The sequence below is a fragment of the Vibrio sp. 10N.247.310.17 genome (genome assembly GCF_041466605.1).
Classification (GTDB): domain Bacteria; phylum Pseudomonadota; class Gammaproteobacteria; order Enterobacterales; family Vibrionaceae; genus Vibrio; species Vibrio tasmaniensis_A.
The window spans coordinates 17,305-36,445 of sequence record NZ_JBFSTC010000048.1 but is presented as its reverse complement, the minus strand read 5'-3'; the positions used below and the strand labels follow the sequence as shown (position 1 = coordinate 36,445).

Sequence of the window (19,141 nt, the reverse complement as noted above, 5' to 3'; positions counted from 1 at the left end):
ACAACGGTATGCTAAGAACAAAAATGCCGTTCACTCTTAAGTGAACGGCATTAGCTCTTTATGAGCGGCTTTTTGCTATCTGAAACTTTCAAAAAGTGAACAACAGTTCGTGATTGGTGGTGTTCACTCTGTACATCAGCCTACTCGTAAATGCTGTATGAAAAGTATTTACTTGCGATTTTTTGATGTTGACCATTGTCGATCAGTCTTTGTATTCCACTATCGATAAGATCTTTTAATTCGTCATCTTGTTTTCTAACAGCGACTCCAATACCACGACCAAACCACTTCTCTTCTGTAAATTTAGGGCCTGTAAAGTGATAGTCCTTACCCTGATCCGTTTCAAGAAAGCCTGCGTTGAGCCCCATTGAACCACCAAACACGCTATCTAAGCGGCCGTTGAGTAAATCGGTAAAGGCTTCATCGAATGAGCCGTAACGTTTGGTATCTACATCTGGATAGATCTCAGAAAGGTACTTGTCACCAATAGTTGCTCGTTGAACCCCAATTGTTAGTTCATTTAAGCTGCCGTCATCCATATTGATTTCACGCCCCTTTTCCATGACAAAACGAGTGGGAACTTTAGCGTAAGGCATAGTGAAATTAACTTTCTTTTCACGTTCTTCGGTAATGGTCATAGCCGCTATAATTGCATCGTTTTTACGGCTTAAAAGTGATGGGATAATACCGTCCCAATCAGTTTTTGAGATGATACATTTTACTTCTAATTCGATACACAAGGCGTTGGCTAAATCGACTTCAAACCCCTCTAATTCACCATCTTGCGTTGTCCAACTGAACGGTGGGTAGGCCCCTTCAACAGTAAAGCGAATTTGTTTCCAATCTTTTGCGTATGTGAACACAGAGAAAACACTGACGAATGCAACAAGTATCCATTTCATTGGTTATTTCCTTATAGTAATAATGGATATGGATAATTAACCAATTGTTAACATTTATCAATGCAAATGCATATTGATGTGAGCAAAGGCATGAAGATCAATTAGTTTGCTCCAGTTTTATTGCCAGAAGTACTGCTAGCGTATTTAAGGACGTTAACAATACTTATCCGATTAATCCGCAGGTAGCGTTACAGTAGACGATTTTTCCCCTCGAATGAAACTCAATTTATTGTTTTTTCCTTTACTGGCTCGACTATAGGTTGGAGCTGTGACTTGTTACTGCGAGTACGATGGCTGCAGTTAAAAGCGCTGAGCCACCGATTTTATTCAGGTACGTTGGGTGATCTTGCATAAACCCAAGAAGCTTCTTGGCAGAGATTGCGTAAATCATCACCCACGTAAAATCCAACACTGCCATTGTGGGGCACATCACCAACATTTGTGATAACAGGGGCTTGGTTGGGTCTATGAACTGGGGGAAGAATGCAGTGAAAAAGACAATCGCTTTGGGGTTACCCGCTGCAACGAAGAAACCACTTAAATAGAGTCTGTGGCCTGAAATCGCGGTGGGTGAATTGGTGGTTATTTGTGCATCACACTCAGGTTTATCACGCAACATCTTGATACCCATATACAGCAATGTTGTGACTCCAAGCCACTTGATAACGGCGAACGCTAGTTCAGACGTTGACATTATGATGCCAAGTCCAAGTGCAACAATGATCATCTGTATGAAGTTTGCTGAGATATCGCCTAGTGCCGTAAAAATAGCTTTATTAACGCCATATTTCATTGAATGAATGACGCCCAACAAAATGCTGGGACCTGGCGTCATGGTTAAGATAAGTGAAGCGAGGCAGAAGGTTAGCCATGTTTCTATAGTCATTTGTTTTCTCCGGGTGATTAGTATCTATTTTTCGGAAAAAGTAGTCTGCTAGCATAGAGATAGATATCAAAATAACCTGAGGTTATATAAATGGTTGAAGACTTGGAAAGCATCCCATCATTAGTTCCCAAATTACTTCTGCAGCTACTAGCGCTCGGAAGTATCACTGATGCCGCTCTGGTATTAGGAGTCAGTCAACCTGCTGCGAGCAAAGCTCTTCGACGTGCTGAAGATGTGTTAGGTTTCGCTTTAGTCCGAAGAGACAGTCGCCCCTTATTGTTAACAGAGGAAGGGAGGTTGATTGCTGAGTTCGCGAAACAGCAGGAGTTGCAGGGAGGGGTGTTATTGAGACAGCTTCGACTTATTCAAAAAGATGGGGCTGGACAGGTGAAAGTGGCTTCTTTTGGCGCATCCGCTTCCACACATATTTTACCCAGCCTAATTCATGCGATCAGCCAACACTTACCTCAAGTTAAAATTGAAATAAGCGAGTTTACTGACGAAGGAGCATTATTAGCATTGCGAGAGGGGCGCGTAGATTTTGCAATCGCGGTTGATAAAGAGTATTTGGATCTAGATATCATCCCAGTCTTTACTGACCGTATGGTGGCTTTAGTTCATGAAGATGACCCTTTATCCCAGTTGCCAGTTTTGTCGGCTGTGGATATCGAAGATCGAGATTTTATACTGAGTAAAGGGGGCAGCGAGGCGCTCATTAGAGAATGGTTTAAGCTATCAAAATCTCGCCTTAAAGAAAAACACACCATTGTTCAATTGACCTCGATACTTGCTTTGATTAGAGCGGGCTTAGGTGTTTCTATTGTTGCAGAGCTTGCCGTTCCAGAATCTCATCCCGGCGTAAATGTTATTCCTCTTGCGCCCGAGTACCCTCGTAATATTTGTGTAGCGAAAAGAAGCGGTTGTTTTTCTTCGAACGCAGCCAGGTTAACTTGGGATTTTTTGAGTAAAAATAGGTCACACAGTTACCTAAGCAAGCGAGGTCATTAAGTGCGCTGTCATTGCCTCATTTAATTCGCAGGCAACACCACGGCAGATGCTTCTTCCTCCGAATCTTCTTTGTCTGCTACTTGGTCAGCAACCCAATCAATCGTCTTTGTTAGATAGAGCTTGTTGGTTTCAGTATTACACCAACTCTTGGATAAACCTCTTCGATTAAACTCACTGCCAATTGCTGCGAGTGTCTGGTTGCTTGATCGCCCGTAATACAAGGTGTCGCACAGTTGTAGGTTCGACATGGATTGAGGATACGTATTGACCGACGAGGAGTTCATGCTCAGTGCTTTTGATTGGTTATGAGTGCACCCAGTTAGGGTCAGGAAAAAGAAAAGGATTAGCGTATTTTTCATGGTGTATCAGGTCTATTGCCGATGATTTGAAGAGAGTATTGCCATGATTGCCCCACTAATTTGTCAATTTCTCGCCAACTAGTTATAGACCAAGACTTTCCTCCCAGTTAGAAAGCGTTATTAAGCCAACGATAAAAACAGTATTAACAAACAAAAGCGCAATTTTGTACAAAAGCTGAAAGAGCCTATAGAGTAGACTGATAAGTCGCTCGATAATTAACAGGCTTGGGGATTGTTATGGAGAACAAGAAACGCTCTAAAGAAAAGGCCGAATATAAGATAACGGAAGAGCTCGGTGGCCTTGAAATTCTTGATGCTGAATACGAAAAGCAGAACTTCTCACGCCACAGCCATGAGGGCTACACGCTTGGGGTTATTGAGCAGGGGGCGCAGCGCTTTTATCGAACAGGCGGGCATCATATCGCGCCACAAAATGCGATTATTCTGGTCAATGCCGACGAAGTTCATAGCGGTCACTCTGCCACTGAAGGCGGTTGGGCGTATCGAGCCATGTATCCACTCCCAGAGCAACTTGCCAAGATCACTCAAGAGCTTAACCTACCGAACTACGGTGCGCCTTACTTCCCAAGAGCGGTGGTTGAAGACCCTGAACTCGCTAATCAATTGAGGTTGGTCTTTAACACGATTGATGAATCCGACAATCGCCTGTTAAGAGAGACCTTGATGTATGGGATGTTGGTTAAGCTGATTAGTCGACATGGAAAATCGCCGCTTAACCCTCAACTCGATGGGAAAACTCAGCGCCAGCTTGTGTTGGTGAAAGAGTTTTTAGATGATTTCCCACAAGCCGATGTGTCGCTAGACGAACTATCTAAGTTAGCGGCATTGAGCCCGTTTCACTTAGTGCGTTCTTTTCAGAAAGAATTTGGTCTTCCGCCGCATGCGTATCAAATCCAATCTCGGTTAAGGCTTTCGCGTAAGTTATTGAAACAAGGACATACCATTTCTGATACCGCGCAAGAGTGTGGTTTTCATGATCAAAGCCATTTTCATCGACACTTCAAAAAGGCCAATGGCTACACGCCGGGGCAATACATCAAAATGCTCTAAACTTGCGTGGCTAAGGTACGGTGAATTGGGGCATCAAATCGAGCAAGTTTGTACAATCGAACCGACTCAACTCCTCTTACATTGAATAGCCAATGTGAAGAGAGAAAAGAACTATATGGATAGTGAAACAATGGATAGACGAACACAGTTATGGAAGGGCGTTTTAGCGGGAATGCCCTTGAGCATTGCGGTAATCCCTTGGGGAATTCTAGCGGGCTCATATGCGATAGATGCTGGATTGAGTCAGCTTCAAGCGCAAGCGATGTCGGCTATTCTATTTGCTGGCTCAGCACAACTTGTCGCTGCGGGTATGTTTAAAGCGGGTATTGGTCTAGGCACCATGTTGTTGACTACCTTATTCATCACGTCTAGACACTTTCTGTATAGCGTATCGATGCGTGACAAAATCAGCCATCTTCCTACGCGTTGGCGTCTATTACTCGGATTTTGGCTCACCGACGAGTTGTTTGCGATTTGTAGTGGGCAGTCTCAGAAAGAATTTAATCGCTGGTATGCTGCGGGTGTAGGCGGCGGTTTTTATCTCGTTTGGAATATTGCGAGCTTTGCTGGTATTGTCGCGGGAAGCCAAATTCCTTCACTCAATGAAATTGGGCTCGACTTTGCGGTCGCAGCAACTTTTATCGCCTTGGTGTTCCCATTAATCCGAACTCTACCCGTCGTTGTGTGTGTGGTGGTTTCACTGGTCACTTCGGTTGCCATGTCGGTTAACAATATTGAGGGCGGGCTAATGATTGCAGCGATTGCCGGTATGTTAGCGGGCTTTATCAGCGAATCGTTCCAAGAGCGAAACAACGGTAACAAGACAATCGTGGAGGGGAAATAGAGATGATTTGGTTAACGATATTACTTATGACGGCGATTGTTTTCTTTAGTCGGTATTTGTTTCTTGAGCCTGCAATCCCGCTTCGACTCAATCAAACCGCAAGGCGCCTATTGCGTTATTCAAGCCCTGCGGTACTGACTGCGATTTGGGGGCCAATTGTATTTGCACCAGAACAAACATTTTGGCCAAGCCTTGAAAACCCATACTTGATAGGCGCGGTGGTCACAGGTCTGTTGATTTGGAAAACAGGCAATGTGCTGCTAACGATTGGCGTCAGTATGGGCGTGTTTTTGTTCTATAACCTCGTTGCGGTTGATTACCTTTTTTCTTGAGCTTCAACGTCAACTTCGGCTTTGTGTTTCTCCTATTATTTAAGGGCTGAATAACTATGATTACTTGTTATGTTCGATATGTAATTGATCCTAAAAAGGTAAGTGAGTTTGAGGCATACGCAAAAATGTGGATTCCTCTGGTCGCTAAATTCGGAGGTCAACACAACGGTTATTTCTTACCGTCGGAAGGGGCGAACAATATTGCCTTGGCGTTGTTTACCTTTGAAAGTTTGACTGCCTACGAAGAATATCGGGTTAAGTCGCTGAGCGATGCTGAGTGCATTAAAGCGTTTGAATTTGCAGACGAAGTTGATTGCATCGTGAGTTATGAACGCAGCTTTTTTAGACCTGTTTTAGAGTGATAGACCTTGCAACGTATAGCTTGGTGGCATCTAATGTACTGATTCACTATTTGTGTGTTTAGGTAAGGAGTTAGTTTGGCTAAGAAGTATTATGTGGTTTGGAAAGGTCGCACACCGGGTATTTTTACTACTTGGAATGAGTGTAAGTCGCAAGTTGATGGTTTTGCTGGTGCGAGATATAAATCGTTTCCAACACTAGGCGAGGCCGAGTCTGCTTTCGGTGGTAAAACGTCGTCTGCGTCAGGTTCTACTGCGACAAAGCCAAGCTCTGCGGGTAAGTCGACGAAAGCTAAGGTGCCGCCTCTTTCGGAGCAGCAAATCACAGATATGCATTTTGATATCAAGATCTTTACCGATGGTGCGTGTGAACCAAACCCTGGTGAAGCGGGGACGGGTTTAGCAGTATACCAAAACAACCAATTAACCGAATTGTGGTATGGCTTGTATCAACCTGTTGGAACCAATAATACCGCTGAGTTACATGGCCTTAAACAGGCGTTTTTGCTCGCAAAAGAGAAGCTAAACGCGGGTCTCTCTGTAGCGATTTATTGTGACTCTAAGTACTCAATTGATTGTATTACTAAGTGGGCAACGGGTTGGGAGAAAAAGGGCTGGACTAAGTCGGGCGGCGAGATCAAAAACCTCGATATTATTAAGCCTGCGTATGCTCTCTACCAAGAGCTGGCTTCAAAAATTACCATCTACCATGTGAACGGACACGTTGGCATTGAAGGTAACGAATTGGCCGATAGAATGTCGATTGTGGCTATTTCATCGAAAGAGCAGGAGCTAGCTCAATATCGTGACATCGAAGATCTTGAGTCTATTTTGGCGCTGCGAGCAGGCTAGCTAGGCTTCTTAATGAAAAGCTAATGAAAGTTACTGAAAGCATAAGTTGCCATCATTAGGCTGTGCTAAGTTGAGCGTTACATTTCAAATCAATGTAGCGCTCTTTGTTTTTGTGGTGCTCCGTTTTCTTATGGTGCTGAGTAGTTAGTATGATGCTTAGCCGTTCTTGCGATGCTCAGCCGTCTGAGCTATTCCTTATTGAGCTGGGTTCTCTATCCAACGAGATAATTGCTGAGCTTGTTTGATCGAATTAAAACTGTCTTTCACTCTCTCACGTGCCTTTAAACCCATCGATGTTTTATCGTTACTGCTCAGCTGCGCGAAACGCTCAATCGCTTCTCTTAATTCTTCCACGTTTTTTTCGCTAACCACAAAACCTGTCTCTGGTGAGACGATCTCTTTGCATCCCATGATGTTGGTGGTAATGACGGGTGTTCCCACGGCCATCGCTTCTTTTAAAACCAGTGGCCCTGTATCCACACACCCGGTTTCGGAAAAACAGAAGGGCGCGATTAGGCTGTCATAGTTCGATAGTTTCTCTTTGACCCACTCGTGAGGTTTCGCGCCAAGAAAGGTCACGTTTCGAGCAAGTCCTTTTTCTTTGACCTGCAATTTTAATTGTTGCTCTAAATCGCCCGTACCGATGATATCGAGATGAATGTCGAGAGGTTCGGCAATCGGTGCCAATGCATCAATAAGATGGTGGATACCTTTTTGCTCCACTAATCGACCAAGAAAAACAAAGCGAAGTTGCTTCGTTTCGGTTTTGGGGGTGAGTTGGAATTGTTTGGTATTCACTCCGCAGTGCAGGAGCTTAATGTTTCCCTTAGCCATGGTGTTGAAATCAGTGAGCATGTCTTTGCACACTGCGACCACAAAATCACTCGACGAAATCTTCTGTTCAATATCATAAGCGAACTCGTAAACATCATGACCGTGAGCAACGAACGAGCAGGTGATGTTCAGTAGCTTTGCCGCGACGATGGCGTGAGCTGTAGTGTGCTGACAGAAATGCGCATGAACGTGTTCGACGTCGTTCTCGGCGAGTTGCAGCGCCAGTTTGAACCCATAAGCGAACAGTGATTTTTTGGGCATGCTGGTTTGCTTAGAAATAAATGAGATAGCCTTGATGAAACCTATCCAATTAATGCTGGCGACTTTACCCATCCGAACATTATTGCCTATTTCGACAATGTCGTAGTCGAACTGTTTTTCGCTGTTTTCAATTTCGAACGTCATTACACAAACATCGTGCCCACACGCTTTCACAGAGTCGACTTCTGTTTGAATGAAGGTCTCACTGAGTACAGGGTAGGTTGGTGCCACAAATGCTACTTTCTTCATTCCTTACTCCTCAAATCCATATGACTAAAGCTATCAAGCCAAGGTAATAACCAATAAAGCAAAATACGAACCAAGATAAAATCGTAGTTTTGGAGGGCTTTTCGATGGTTTTCCGAAGGTTATCCCCCAAGAAGTCGCTCATTTTCTCAAATTGATAATCAAATTGGAGTTTTGACGCTCATGTCTGATCACCCTGTTCGTCATTTTGAGAGTGTCTGCGTAGGCGACTGATCTAAAAGTGATTTCATAGCAAGGCACTCTCGGCATAGAACATGCAACGTCAGCCATATAACGTATAAATCTGAGGGCGTCATTATGGCTAAAGTAAGTGTTGTTATTCCTACCTACAATTGTTTGGATTACCTGCCGAAGGCAATTGGCAGCGTACTGAAGCAGACTCATCAAGATGTTGAGCTCATTGTCATTGACGATAACAGCAACGATGGAACGTCGACGTATCTCGCTTCGATAGAAGATGAACGCATCATTAAATTATCCACTTTGGGTGTTGGCGCGCCTCAAGCGAGAAATCTAGGGATTGAAAAGGCGACCGGTGAATACATTGCTTTTTTAGACGCTGACGACTTTTGGTTTCCAGAAAAAATCGAACGACAACTCGAGTTCCATCAGCGCTACCCAGATCTTGCGATGAGCTTTACTAACTACGAGCACCTCACTGAAGACTACCAAGTGATAGTCGACTGTTTTAGTTACTGGTCGCAGTTTCAAGACCAAGACGAGTTGTTCATTAATATTGAGAGCCCGCTAGAGTTCATTATCGAAAATAACGTTATTGGTACCTCAACCGTCATGGTGAAAGCGGATGTGTTCTCTCAAACAGACAGTTTCAATGCTGACATTAAGTATGGGGAAGATTGGGAACTGTGGCTTCGAATGAGTGAAAGCCATCAGATCGGTGTGTTGAACTCCGTGCAGGTTGGTTACTTGATGAGAGCGAGTTCCGTTACCCAAACTGAAAGTCTTAAATTGAGAAATTTGCAGTCTATCGAAACCATTCTTCAACGTTACCAAGATGACAGTCTGAGATGGAACTTACGGACGTCCAGTTTCAAAATTGCAAAGGCAAGAATACTAGAAGGTTACGCCGACTATTACAGAGGCTTACAACAGAACCGACGGGCCATGTCTTATAGCATCCGCTCGTTAGCGTTGGCTCCTCAAAAAAGAACCTTACGACATCTTCTTGGGGACTGTAAAAGTTTCCTAATGCCTGCATTGTAAGGAATAGGTGACTTCTATGGGTTCATTAAAACAGGCGGCCTATTACGCCATCGGCATCGTGATGATGAAAGGGATCTCGCTCGTGATGATCCCCTATATCACCCATAAGATGACGTTGGCTGAATACGGTTCTTTAGAAGCCATCGTCTTGTTGGCTGACATCGGGACGATCTTATTTAGCTTTGGGATTGTTGAGGCAATGTACCGGTATGTGGGCGTCGCTGAGGGTGAAGAAAAGAGAAAGCTTGTCTCGAACTGTTTCACGTTGAGTGTCTTGGTCTGTGTGCTAGGAGGGGCTTTAATTGCTCTTAGTATGCCGTTGTTGTTACTGATGCTTCCCGTCGAGTTCCAACCTTATCAAATCCTACTTTTGCTAATACCGACCATGTTAGATGGTGCGATTTCTATCCCGTTAACATTGATGCGAATGAATGCGATGGCTAAGCGCTTTTGCATGCTCAATGTAATGAAGGCGAGTGTGCAAGCTGCTATGACGTTTGCATTGCTTGAAGCGGGTTATGGCATTGATGGTGTACTAATATCTGCCGCTGTTTCGAGTGTGTTATTGATGCTGTGTTTACTGCGTTATCAATGGCAGGAGATGGGCTCATTTGGCAGCCTCAAATACTCCGCTAAGATCCTAAAATTTGGATTGCCCACGTTAGTCGGTGGAGCTTCGATGTATATGATCACAGGGCTAGACCGCTGGGTGATGGCGAGCTTTGTAGGCGTTGAAGAACTGGCGATTTACGCGGTCAGTGGTAAGTTTGCGTTGCTGCTTGGCTTACTACTACAGCCTTATGCTTTGTGGTGGTTTCCAAATCGGGTGGCCATGCTGCAACAACCTGATGGTAAGAAAGAGTGTGCGGACAGAGCGCTAGTCGGCGTTAATCTGGCCATTGTGTTGGGTTGTTTGATGATCCTCACTGTACCCGGTTTTATTACTTTGATTTTGCCTAGCAGTTATCAATATGCGGGTACCATCGTCGTGGCACTCTTGGCCATCGGCGTGATTAAGAATGCAGGGGATTACCTTAACCTCGGTTGTTTTAGCGGTGACTCAAGTCAGTCGCAAATGTGGATACAGGGTGGTTGTGCGATCTTAGCAACCATTGGCTATCTTGTTGTGACACCGATTTATGGCGTGTGGGCCGTGGTAGTGGTGCTTTGTGGTACTTATGCCGTGAGGTTGTCACTGCTCTATATCGTGAGCCAAAAAATGGAATATTTACCTTATGATCACCGTAAATGGATGGCAGCGTTGAGTATCGCCATACTTGCGATTACCAGTGACAGGCTTCTTGGTTGGGTGTTGATTGATGTTCATGACTTTGTTTTAGGCAGTTTTGTGGCAATAGTGACGTTAGTCGTCTTTGTTCGATACTCTGTTATTCCTGTTCCGCAGGCGCTGCTCGATAAGTTTACGCTAGGTAAGCAGTCACATGTAAGTTGAACTCACTTCATTTAGAGTGCGGGGTATCCTTATAAGTGTCTAGAGGTATATGAATTATTAATAATAAAACACTGTTCATAATTATTTTAATTAGATATTATTTATAAATATAACGAATGCTAACGATGGAAAGATATATGAATAAGTGGATGTTGCTCCTTTCTCTTTTTTCAGCTGCCTCATACAGCGCCTCTAATTTTTCAAGCGAGGGTATGAGTGCTCCCGACTTCAATTCACCAGATTTCAAGCCGCCAGAAGTTTCTCAGCAGGAACAGCACAATATCGTTTGTGAAAGCGTGGTCTGCAAATCAACGTCTGCACGCCCGTCGGTTCCTGTTGTTGGTGAAGTGCCTGATAGAGAGCTTAATCAAACCATCGAAACCCTTGCTAGTGCTATCTATATTGTCGGTGAAATTGGCGTCGCGGAAAATTTGTCTACGCCAGAATATGAGAAATTTTTTGAGAACTAATTAGCATGGTGCGCCAGAGAATGGTTACTGCTTTCAAATGTTGCTACCCAAGATATTAAATGCTGTTATAAAAGGTAAAGTCTCGTTCAACGATTCAATCACCGCGGCATCTGGCAATTAGGAAGCACCAATGGAAATCTGGAAGTTACTGCTGTTCATCCCCGCTTGTTTTGCGCTCAACATGACACCGGGCCCAAACAATTTGTTATCAATGAACAACGCCCGTTGTTATGGGTTTCAGGCCGCCTTTGTAGCGGGCCTGGGAAGAATCCTCGCTTTTTCTGGCATGATTGCTTTGGCTGCATCCGGCTTGGCTGTCGTGCTTTATACCTCTGAAACTTTGTTTTTCCTTATTAAGCTATTTGGCGCGATGTATCTATTATGGATTGCGTTCAACCTATGGCGCTCACAAGCCAGCCCAGTCGCGGATATCGAACGAAATAAGAATTGGTTTGGTCTGGTTAAACAAGAGTTCGCGCTCGCGGCGGGCAATCCAAAAGCGATACTTATCTTCACGGCATTCCTTCCTCAATTCGTTGATGTCACCGCTAATGTAAACACGCAATTCTTCATCCTCGGAAGCACATTCTTAGTGTTAGAAATGCTCGCGATTTCTATCTATGCCGCCTTTGGCTTATATCTACGAAATTGGTTTTCAAAACCTCAAATGGCCAAGCGCTTCAATAAAGCATGTTCTGTGTTTCTTGCCTTATCTGGTGCGAATTTGTTAGTGAGCCGTCAGTAGTTCTTATTTTGCTTTTTAGTTTATAGTTAATCTTTTTAAGGTCGATGTATGAATGTTGTTTGTGCGGAAAAACAAGAACTGGCTGATATCTACCAGCTTGAACATGCTTTATTTGGCGATCACGCCTATCCGTTGTTTTTCTTTCGTCAGGCATTTGATTGCTGGGGGAAGGGCTTGTTGGTGGCGAAACAGGATTCGCAGGTTGCAGGCTACGTGTTAATGACGCCAACCGACAAACAACAAGAGTATTGGGTGTTGTCACTTGCTGTGGATACTGCCTACCGAGGCATGGGGATTGGCCGTTCATTGATGCAGCAGGCCATAGAAACATTGCCACAAGATTCCAAACTGTTGCTTACTGTTGATCCAAATAACAACTCGGCTTGTGAGCTGTACTTGTCGATGGGGTTCGTGACCATCAAGGAAGAGAGCAATTATTTCGGTGACGATGAGCCTCGTCTGGTCATGCAGCTCATCGTCTAGTTCCCGTTTCATTGTGTCTATTTAGATGCAGGCATCACGCGCTTAGGTCAACATCACGATACCGTGCATCAACACCACGCTAGAGGTCAGTCGGGTTCGCATATCAAAGTAGCCGTCGGGGCCTTCACTTTGATTCTCTTCTCTCATTGACCTTTCCGCTCGCCAAACCGCAATGTAGCCTAAGATCAGAATCAGAGTGGTGAGGAACTCTTGTTGCTCACCGAGTAGCACCGCTAGCCACGCTGCCAACACAATAACATTGCTAAGAATCAGAGCCTTGTTGCTGGATTGGCTTTCGAAGTTCTCTATCCCATTGCCCCACAAGATGCCCGACAAAAAGCTCAAGATAACCACGCTGTAGGTGATGAAGAGTGTTTCTCCGCTCAAGCTAAAGACTTGGCTGTCGGTGAGTGATAACAGTAGACCGAACAAAAACGGTATTAAACCCATATAACCGAGCTTGGCCATAGTGTTGCGTGTTTGAGTTGTCTCCAAGTAATCTGACCTCATAACTGCTGCTCTATTGCATTTTTGAGGGTACTACTGGTTGGCGAGGTAGAACTCGGGAAGGTTGCTATCACTTTGCCTTCTTTGCTGACCAAGAACTTGTAGAAATTCCATTTCGGTTTGATACCGGCTTGTTGTTGGATTTCGGCAAAGACTGGGTTTGCGTCTGGCCCAGAGAGTGAAGCGCGCGCCATCATCGGAAAGGTGACGCCATAATCTAGGTAGCAGATTTTGGCGGATTGCTTCTCGCTTCCTCTGTCTTGGTGAAAATCATTGCTTGGGAAACCAACAACCGTGAATCCTTGATCTTTATACGTTTGGTGAAGCTGCTCAAGTTGCTCGAACTGAGGCGTGAAACCGCATTGGCTTGCCGTATTTACGATCAATAAAGTCTTACCTTGAAACTCTTCACACAGCTCAATTTCTTCGTTTGAATTTAACAGCCTTTGTTTGCCTTTGAGTATCTCAGGGCAGCTAGCTGAAAATGCGAATGAACTTGTTAGGCTCGCGATTAGGGCGGTGGAGCACAGCAGTGAATGTTTCATAAGTCTGACTCATTTTAGTTGGCGTAACTGTTATTACTGTTCAGCGACTTGAAATGATCACTTTAGAGACCAGAATCGCTTCAGTATCAGCTATCAGTTAAGTATCAGCTGTCGCTTAGCAAATGGGGCGCCACCAAGCGCCTGATGTTTACCTTGGCTCCAAGGCGAGATGCCAGCAGGTACATGCCTCCAATTTTTCGGTGGAGGAATAGGGCATCGGCTGGTGGCGTGTGCCAATACTCTTGCTCCATGCTGAGTATGGTTCCTGCTTCACGAAGCCTTTGGGCTAAACCACTGGCTTTGAAGTCGTAATCTTCATCGACAAGCATGGGTTCACACGCCATTTTCACTAAGTTGAGAATCGCTTGGCGTTGGTCTGGGAGGATGGTCTCGCTAAAAAATCCAATTTGCTCTAGGGCTTTGTTTAACCCCTGCTCATCATGATTAACTACAGAAGTGAAAGCCATGCGATAACCATCACTGAATCGGTCACTGTATTCACGGGTGGCACCGAAATCCAATAAGCCAATCTGTCGCGTGTTTTCAACGTAAAGATAGTTGGCGAAGTTGGGATCGGTTTGCACCATCTTGAAGTCGAATAACTCTCTGAACAGAAGCTCGAGCAAGCTGTGCATCACAAAATCACGGGTGCTTTGATCGTAACCTTCTATTTGCTCTATCGAGACGCCTTCAATGAAGTCCATTGCGAGCACTGATTCTGAAGACATTTGAGGGTGAATTTTAGGTACAACGAAGTGAGATTGTTCTTTTAATGCATTGTGATAACGAGTCGCATAGTCAGCCTCGCGAGCATAGTCGGCTTCATCATGTAGTTGTTTTTTTGCCTCTTCTAGCAAGCCTTTGTAATCGACAGACTTGGGAATCAAACCAACGATGTTCAGCAATGTGCCTACGTTGTCTACATCACTGTCGATGCTTTTTCGAATGCCTGGGTATTGGACTTTTATGGCAAGTTTGTCTCCAGAGTCGCTATACGCTTGGTGAACCTGACCGATGGACGCACTGGCGATGGGCTTAAAGTTGAAGGAGATAAACTCCGCCTTCCAGTTCATTCCGAGTGAATTTTCTAACACTTGGCTGAGCTGTTTGGCTGGCAGTGGGTCAGCGTCTGAACGCAGGCGAGCGAGAATGTTGGCTAACTCGGGTTCAAGAATATCACCCGCATCCATCGACAGCATTTGACCGAGCTTCATCGCCGCCCCGCGTAAATGGGCCAGTTGATCGGTGAGCCGAGCAATGTTTTGAGGTGTTAATACCAAGTCTTTTGCTTTGGGTCTGTTTCCCTGCGCGAGCTGTTTCGTGCCTTCAGTGATGACACTTCCGGCTACTCGAGTGGCGAGAGACGCGAACTTACTGAATCTTGAAATACGATGGGTAGGTAGATTTCTTTCTTTTGCCGACATAAAGGTTCTCACTTAGTTATCAAGACTCACTACAAAGTTCTATAAATCATTACCCAACCGAATGTTTTGTTGTGGTAACTTGTCTCGCGAAACAGTAAACAGAATTTAAAGGACAAAACATGAAGTTTATTTGGTTAAAAGTCGCGGTTACCGTTTTAGTTTTTGCTGCGCTGTTTGGTGTGGTGTATTACAAAGTCGCGAGTGGTATGTCTTAACCAAGCGCTATTTTGTGCAGCTGTTACCATCGCAGCGCGACTTTCCGGTTAACCAGAAAGAGACTTTGTATCGGTTCTTGGCAAACCGAAGATAACACCAGTCGGCCACTGGCTTGAATATCGCCCAACGTAAAGGGGCGTATAGCCAACCTTTTCCTACTAAGCGCCACGCTTGGTAGGTCACGTCTAAACCTAGCAGCAGTTTTCCATTCTCATCCAGTGCATGCAAAACGGTGTTGGCTGCGTCGGCATCAATCTGAGGGTAGTCTGAAAAGGCTTCACTGTAGATATCGATGGTTTGAATCTTATTCTCGGTATCATGCTTGGCAAGTGCCGCCATCTCCTTTGCGCACAATGGACATGTCCCATCGTAAAATATCGTAAGTTGTGTCATCGTCTGTTCGCCTATCATTTCACTACCTGAACCTTCAGTTACCCGTTAAGTCGGCACCCGTTAATTCAATCGCTTGTTATTCAATAATCTAGCAATGGCTACGTGATTGTACCTTTTAAAGATCACTCTCCCTCGTATCAAAGCTCTAAAGATCTCTGACGTAGACACTTTGTTCATCTTTTCAAGTCCTTGATTGTTTGGTCAAATCTCGGGTTTATGGACAAAGGATAACAAAGCGTCCAATAAAGGTGTGCCTTCAATATATAAACATCAATCAATTCAAAAAGTTGAACTTGGCTTGGAATATGCTCTATCGAACCTACGAATTGCTAAAGGATTTTCTCTAATTTGGGCATGGCAGAAAACCCTAAAAGCATAAGTATGGATAAATGGAGAGAGAACATGAAGGTTATAAATTATTTACTTAGTGCGCTTTTGTTGTTTAGTAGCCCCCAGTTGGTGTGGGCTGCTGTTGATGTGATGGAACTCGATGGTAACGCGACCAGTGATAATAGTGGTATTGATTGGGACGATGTAAATGATCCCAACAGCATGGTTGGGATTGCAGAATTTTTCGAAAAAGACCGTAATGGTATCGACCAAATCTTTTGGAAGGGTGGGTCAAAAGATGATTCCGACATTACAGATTGGGCGTTCCGTACCGCGTCACCACAACCAAAAGATGACTTTACTAATGCGTATGCCGCTGCCTTTGAAAGCGAAGGCGATTTGCTAATTTACTTTGGTGCAGACCGATATGCGAACAATGGTGATATGTACATTGGCTTCTGGTTCTTACAAGACCAAGTAGGATTGCCGGATGGGAAAACTAAGGGCGACTTTGTTGGACAGCATATCAATGGAGACATCCTTGTGCTGATTTCATTCCCACAAGCAAGTGGCGGTAATCCGTATATAGAAGTGTTGCAGTGGGATTTAAATAATGGTGATGTCACCGACAACATGACGAGAATTTTCCAAACGGACGGTGACCCTAAATCGAATGATTTCGTTGGTGCAAGATGTGGCAGTGGTGCTGTCGGTGTCGAGAAGATCTGTGCGATTTCAAATGATGATTCTATCGGGGCAATTGCTCTACCCAATGTACAAGGTTGGGACTATCTCGCGAAAACGGGTGAAACAACCTCTATTCCGACAGAAAGCTTTGTGGAAGGTCGATTAAACTTGTCAGCTCTGTTGAATGATGAGTTTGGTATTGAGGATATTCCTTGTTTCAGTAGCTTCTTAGTGGAGTCACGAGCTTCTCGTTCGATTGATGCATCTTTGGCTGACTTCGTTGTCGGTTCATTCAGTTTATGTAGCATCAATATAGCGGCGACTTGTAACACAACCAGCTTTACGGTTGATGGTATGTTCAACATAGATTACACCGTGACGGTCACCAACACTGGTCCTGGTTCGTTAGGCACCAATGGTGACTACGAAGTGGCCTTTTTATCTGAGTCACCAATCTTAGGTGCGCTTCCAGTGGTTGGTAACGGCGATGAAGTGTGGAGTGTCGGTGAGTCATTCGCAATCATGGGGAATTATCTGTCTGTAAATAACGGTGCCGTCGGCGTCATAGATGGTGCGGTGGATCTTGATGGGCTTATCGTGAATGCTCAAGCGCCAGTGGCCTACAATTGTCCACCAATAGACTTGAGCCCGATGGTTGAAATTTCTAAGGTGTGTAATAGCTTCTTAGAGGTTGATGGCGGTCAAGTTGTGCTTAAGAAAACCTATGATGTTGAAATATGTAATACCGGTGATATCCCATTGGCCATTGAATCGCTGGTGGATTCTAAGGATGACTCTTTGAGCCGTTCTGATTTACCTACTGAAGTAGTCAACAGCAGTTATTACCTCGACTTTGCTTTACCTTGTGATGATCTTGAGGATGTGACCACATGTGGTGCTGGTAATATGTGTAGTGCATTAAGTGCCGACCCTGAGCTGTTTGCTTGTAAAACGGGTGAAGGAGAGTGGATACCGAACTTTGGTGATGCGATTGGCCAAGTGTGTACACAAGTAAGTAAAACTTATGCGCCAAATGTGTTACCAACCGGAACTGCAGGAATGCTATCTAATCAAGTGACAGCAACGTTTGACTCGCTGTTCTTGCAACAAGCATTTATGGAAACATCGAACATTGCAACCTGTGATGTTTGTCCATTTACTGTTCCTGAGCCATAAGTACTTTCATTAATTGAGTACAACTAAACTCCAAAGCAGCCTAGTTTGTTAGGCTGCTTTATTAGTTATTAGTTATTAGTTATTAGTTATTAGTTATTAGTTATTTAGTTATTTAGTTAGCTAGTTAGGCGACTTAAATTACTATCTGATGTTTCTTGATCAGCTTGTATAAGGTTGTCCGAGAAATAGACAACGCTTTAGCGGATTGGGAAATATTGTAGTGGTGTTGCTGAATCACTCGACGAACATTTTTTGAAGAAAGTCGAGTGTCACTCTCAGTATCGGGCGACGCGTCTTTTAATTGAATCCCCATATGACGAGTAGAGAGGGCGCTTGAGTTAGAAAGAACAATCGCTCTTTTTATGCAGTTGAATAATTCTCTGACATTGCCTGGCCAATGGTACTGTTTCATTTGCTCAAGGGTGTCATTAGGCAGTTTGGTTTTGGATGCGTAATTGTGCTTCAGTTCAAATCGAACCAAATCTTCAATGTCTTCTTTGTGATCATTGAGTGGTACTAGGTCTAATGGAAGTACATTGATGCGATGAAAGAGATCCTTTCGAAATTTACCCGCAGCAACGGCTTGTTCGATATTGACGTTGGTGGCGAAAATCACACGGCAATCTACGGGCAATTGGTTGTTACTGCCGAGTCGCTCTATCAAGTTATTTTCTAGAAAGTGGAGTAAGTAGGTTTGCAGCGACAGTTCAAGGTCGCCGATCTCATCCAAAAATAGCGTGCCACCATTCGCTCTTTCCACGTGTCCGACGTAGCGTTTGTTTGCACCCGTGAACGACCCTTTTTCAAAGCCAAATAACTCTGAGTGAATCAGGGATTGTGGAATTGCGCCACAATTTACAGCGATGAAAGGTTTTTGACTGCGGGCTGAGGCCTCATGTATTAAACGCGCACATAGGCTTTTTCCTGTTCCGGTTTCCCCTTGAATCAGTACTGGAAAATCGTTGTTAGCGATCTTGGCTATCTTCTTTTTAAGTTGTTGGATGGTTCTGGATTGCCCTACCAATTGACATTCATGGCACGAGGCAGGCTTAGGTTTAGTTTGCTTGGTGTCTACCATGCCATACGCATGCCCTAAATTTCGACAAAGCCATTCTGTATCAATAGGCAGGTGGTAATAATCCCAAAAGGTTTGCTTAATGAGCGATAAGTTGCGGCTTGGTGGTTGGTTGCAGATAGCGATTGCTTTTAAACTTGGAGAGTGAACCTTTAACGCTGATATTTGCTCACATTGTTTGTCGATTGAGGATGATGTTAGACAAGAAACCACAATTGGTGCGTAGCTTTCGCTGCGTGTATCGAGTAAGTGAATGGCCTGTTCGGTTGTTTCTGCAACTTGAGCTTCCCAGTTATGGAGACGCAGTTCTCCAACCCACTGACTATGGTGCAGGCATGCGGTGTTGCATAACAAAATCACAGAACGAGTTATTGGCTCAGGTGATACTCTTTTTGATGGCATTGTGCTCACTCTTCATGTTTCGATGTCCATGATGAA

Annotated in this window: 21 protein-coding genes; 12 read left to right on the top strand and 9 right to left on the bottom strand. The window is 44.4% G+C overall.

The window, feature by feature from the left end; genetic code table 11:
- Positions 1–140: 140 nt before the first annotated feature.
- The gene (locus tag AB6D80_RS14220; RefSeq protein ID WP_372188863.1) at positions 141–902 is read right to left on the bottom strand and encodes a transporter substrate-binding domain-containing protein; all 762 of its coding nucleotides are present in this window, start codon (positions 900–902) and stop codon (positions 141–143) included.
- Positions 903–1,155: 253 nt separating this feature from the next.
- Positions 1,156–1,788 (bottom strand): LysE family translocator, encoded by a 633-nt coding sequence (locus AB6D80_RS14215; protein ID WP_372188861.1) that lies wholly within the window; start codon positions 1,786–1,788, stop codon positions 1,156–1,158.
- A gap of 90 nt (positions 1,789–1,878) precedes the next feature.
- Between AB6D80_RS14215 and AB6D80_RS14210 the strand changes: the two genes are divergently transcribed.
- Positions 1,879–2,796, top strand: coding sequence for a LysR family transcriptional regulator (locus AB6D80_RS14210; protein WP_372187510.1), 918 nt, complete (start codon positions 1,879–1,881; stop codon positions 2,794–2,796).
- Between the two features lie 20 nt (positions 2,797–2,816).
- Here the strand turns inward: AB6D80_RS14210 and AB6D80_RS14205 are convergent, their stop codons facing one another.
- The gene (locus AB6D80_RS14205) at positions 2,817–3,155 is read right to left on the bottom strand and encodes a hypothetical protein (protein ID WP_372188859.1); all 339 of its coding nucleotides are present in this window, start codon (positions 3,153–3,155) and stop codon (positions 2,817–2,819) included.
- 237 nt (positions 3,156–3,392) lie between these two features.
- Here AB6D80_RS14205 and AB6D80_RS14200 point away from each other — a divergent pair, with 237 nt between their 5' ends.
- The 5 genes from AB6D80_RS14200 to AB6D80_RS14180 all read left to right on the top strand — a co-directional run bounded on the left by AB6D80_RS14200 (position 3,393) and on the right by AB6D80_RS14180 (position 6,613).
- Positions 3,393–4,226, top strand: a complete 834-nt coding sequence (locus AB6D80_RS14200; RefSeq protein WP_009847235.1) for an AraC family transcriptional regulator — start codon at positions 3,393–3,395, stop codon at positions 4,224–4,226.
- Between the two features lie 115 nt (positions 4,227–4,341).
- Positions 4,342–5,070 carry an AzlC family ABC transporter permease gene (locus tag AB6D80_RS14195; RefSeq protein WP_009847234.1) on the top strand — a complete coding sequence of 243 codons (729 nt, stop codon included), beginning with the start codon at positions 4,342–4,344 and terminating at the stop codon, positions 5,068–5,070.
- 2 nt (positions 5,071–5,072) lie between these two features.
- Positions 5,073–5,402 (top strand): AzlD domain-containing protein, encoded by a 330-nt coding sequence (locus tag AB6D80_RS14190; protein WP_009847233.1) that lies wholly within the window; start codon positions 5,073–5,075, stop codon positions 5,400–5,402.
- A 56-nt stretch (positions 5,403–5,458) separates the two neighbouring features.
- Entirely contained in the window at positions 5,459–5,764 is a 306-nt protein-coding gene (locus AB6D80_RS14185; protein ID WP_102249511.1) for an NIPSNAP family protein, read from the top strand.
- Between the two features lie 75 nt (positions 5,765–5,839).
- Positions 5,840–6,613, top strand: coding sequence for a viroplasmin family protein (locus tag AB6D80_RS14180; protein ID WP_122046414.1), 774 nt, complete (start codon positions 5,840–5,842; stop codon positions 6,611–6,613).
- A 195-nt stretch (positions 6,614–6,808) separates the two neighbouring features.
- On the opposite strand, the gene AB6D80_RS14175 is transcribed toward AB6D80_RS14180, so the two are convergent.
- Entirely contained in the window at positions 6,809–7,957 is a 1,149-nt protein-coding gene (locus AB6D80_RS14175; RefSeq protein ID WP_009847229.1) for a glycosyltransferase family 4 protein, read from the bottom strand.
- A 315-nt stretch (positions 7,958–8,272) separates the two neighbouring features.
- Between AB6D80_RS14175 and AB6D80_RS14170 the strand changes: the two genes are divergently transcribed.
- From AB6D80_RS14170 to AB6D80_RS14150, 5 genes are all read left to right on the top strand, one after another.
- Positions 8,273–9,199, top strand: coding sequence for a glycosyltransferase family 2 protein (locus AB6D80_RS14170; RefSeq protein ID WP_372188857.1), 927 nt, complete (start codon positions 8,273–8,275; stop codon positions 9,197–9,199).
- A gap of 16 nt (positions 9,200–9,215) precedes the next feature.
- Positions 9,216–10,652, top strand: a complete 1,437-nt coding sequence (locus tag AB6D80_RS14165) for a lipopolysaccharide biosynthesis protein (RefSeq protein WP_368084651.1) — start codon at positions 9,216–9,218, stop codon at positions 10,650–10,652.
- A gap of 116 nt (positions 10,653–10,768) precedes the next feature.
- Positions 10,769–11,122, top strand: coding sequence for a hypothetical protein (locus AB6D80_RS14160; protein ID WP_082152309.1), 354 nt, complete (start codon positions 10,769–10,771; stop codon positions 11,120–11,122).
- A 130-nt stretch (positions 11,123–11,252) separates the two neighbouring features.
- Positions 11,253–11,867, top strand: a complete 615-nt coding sequence (locus AB6D80_RS14155; RefSeq protein WP_102456864.1) for a LysE family translocator — start codon at positions 11,253–11,255, stop codon at positions 11,865–11,867.
- Positions 11,868–11,915: 48 nt separating this feature from the next.
- A complete protein-coding gene (locus AB6D80_RS14150; protein WP_054541735.1) occupies positions 11,916–12,350 on the top strand; it encodes an N-acetyltransferase in 435 nt (144 codons plus the stop codon).
- Between the two features lie 42 nt (positions 12,351–12,392).
- On the opposite strand, the gene AB6D80_RS14145 is transcribed toward AB6D80_RS14150, so the two are convergent.
- The 4 genes from AB6D80_RS14145 to AB6D80_RS14130 form a co-directional block, all read right to left on the bottom strand.
- On the bottom strand, positions 12,393–12,860 hold the full coding sequence (locus AB6D80_RS14145) for a DUF3429 domain-containing protein (RefSeq protein WP_048616755.1): 468 nt from the start codon (positions 12,858–12,860) through the stop codon (positions 12,393–12,395).
- Positions 12,857–13,402, bottom strand: a complete 546-nt coding sequence (locus tag AB6D80_RS14140; RefSeq protein WP_372188853.1) for a glutathione peroxidase — start codon at positions 13,400–13,402, stop codon at positions 12,857–12,859. Before AB6D80_RS14140 ends, AB6D80_RS14145 begins: the two co-directional genes overlap by 4 nt.
- 104 nt (positions 13,403–13,506) lie before the next feature.
- Complete coding sequence (locus tag AB6D80_RS14135) at positions 13,507–14,826, bottom strand: ABC1 kinase family protein (RefSeq protein ID WP_372188851.1); 1,320 nt, start codon at positions 14,824–14,826, stop codon at positions 13,507–13,509.
- Between the two features lie 222 nt (positions 14,827–15,048).
- Positions 15,049–15,435, bottom strand: a complete 387-nt coding sequence (locus AB6D80_RS14130) for a thiol-disulfide oxidoreductase DCC family protein (protein WP_372032040.1) — start codon at positions 15,433–15,435, stop codon at positions 15,049–15,051.
- Positions 15,436–15,837: 402 nt separating this feature from the next.
- Between AB6D80_RS14130 and AB6D80_RS14125 the strand changes: the two genes are divergently transcribed.
- A complete protein-coding gene (locus AB6D80_RS14125; RefSeq protein ID WP_372188848.1) occupies positions 15,838–17,628 on the top strand; it encodes a hypothetical protein in 1,791 nt (596 codons plus the stop codon).
- Positions 17,629–17,761: 133 nt separating this feature from the next.
- Here the strand turns inward: AB6D80_RS14125 and AB6D80_RS14120 are convergent, their stop codons facing one another.
- Entirely contained in the window at positions 17,762–19,105 is a 1,344-nt protein-coding gene (locus tag AB6D80_RS14120) for a sigma-54 interaction domain-containing protein (protein WP_372188846.1), read from the bottom strand.
- Positions 19,106–19,141 lie beyond the last annotated feature (36 nt).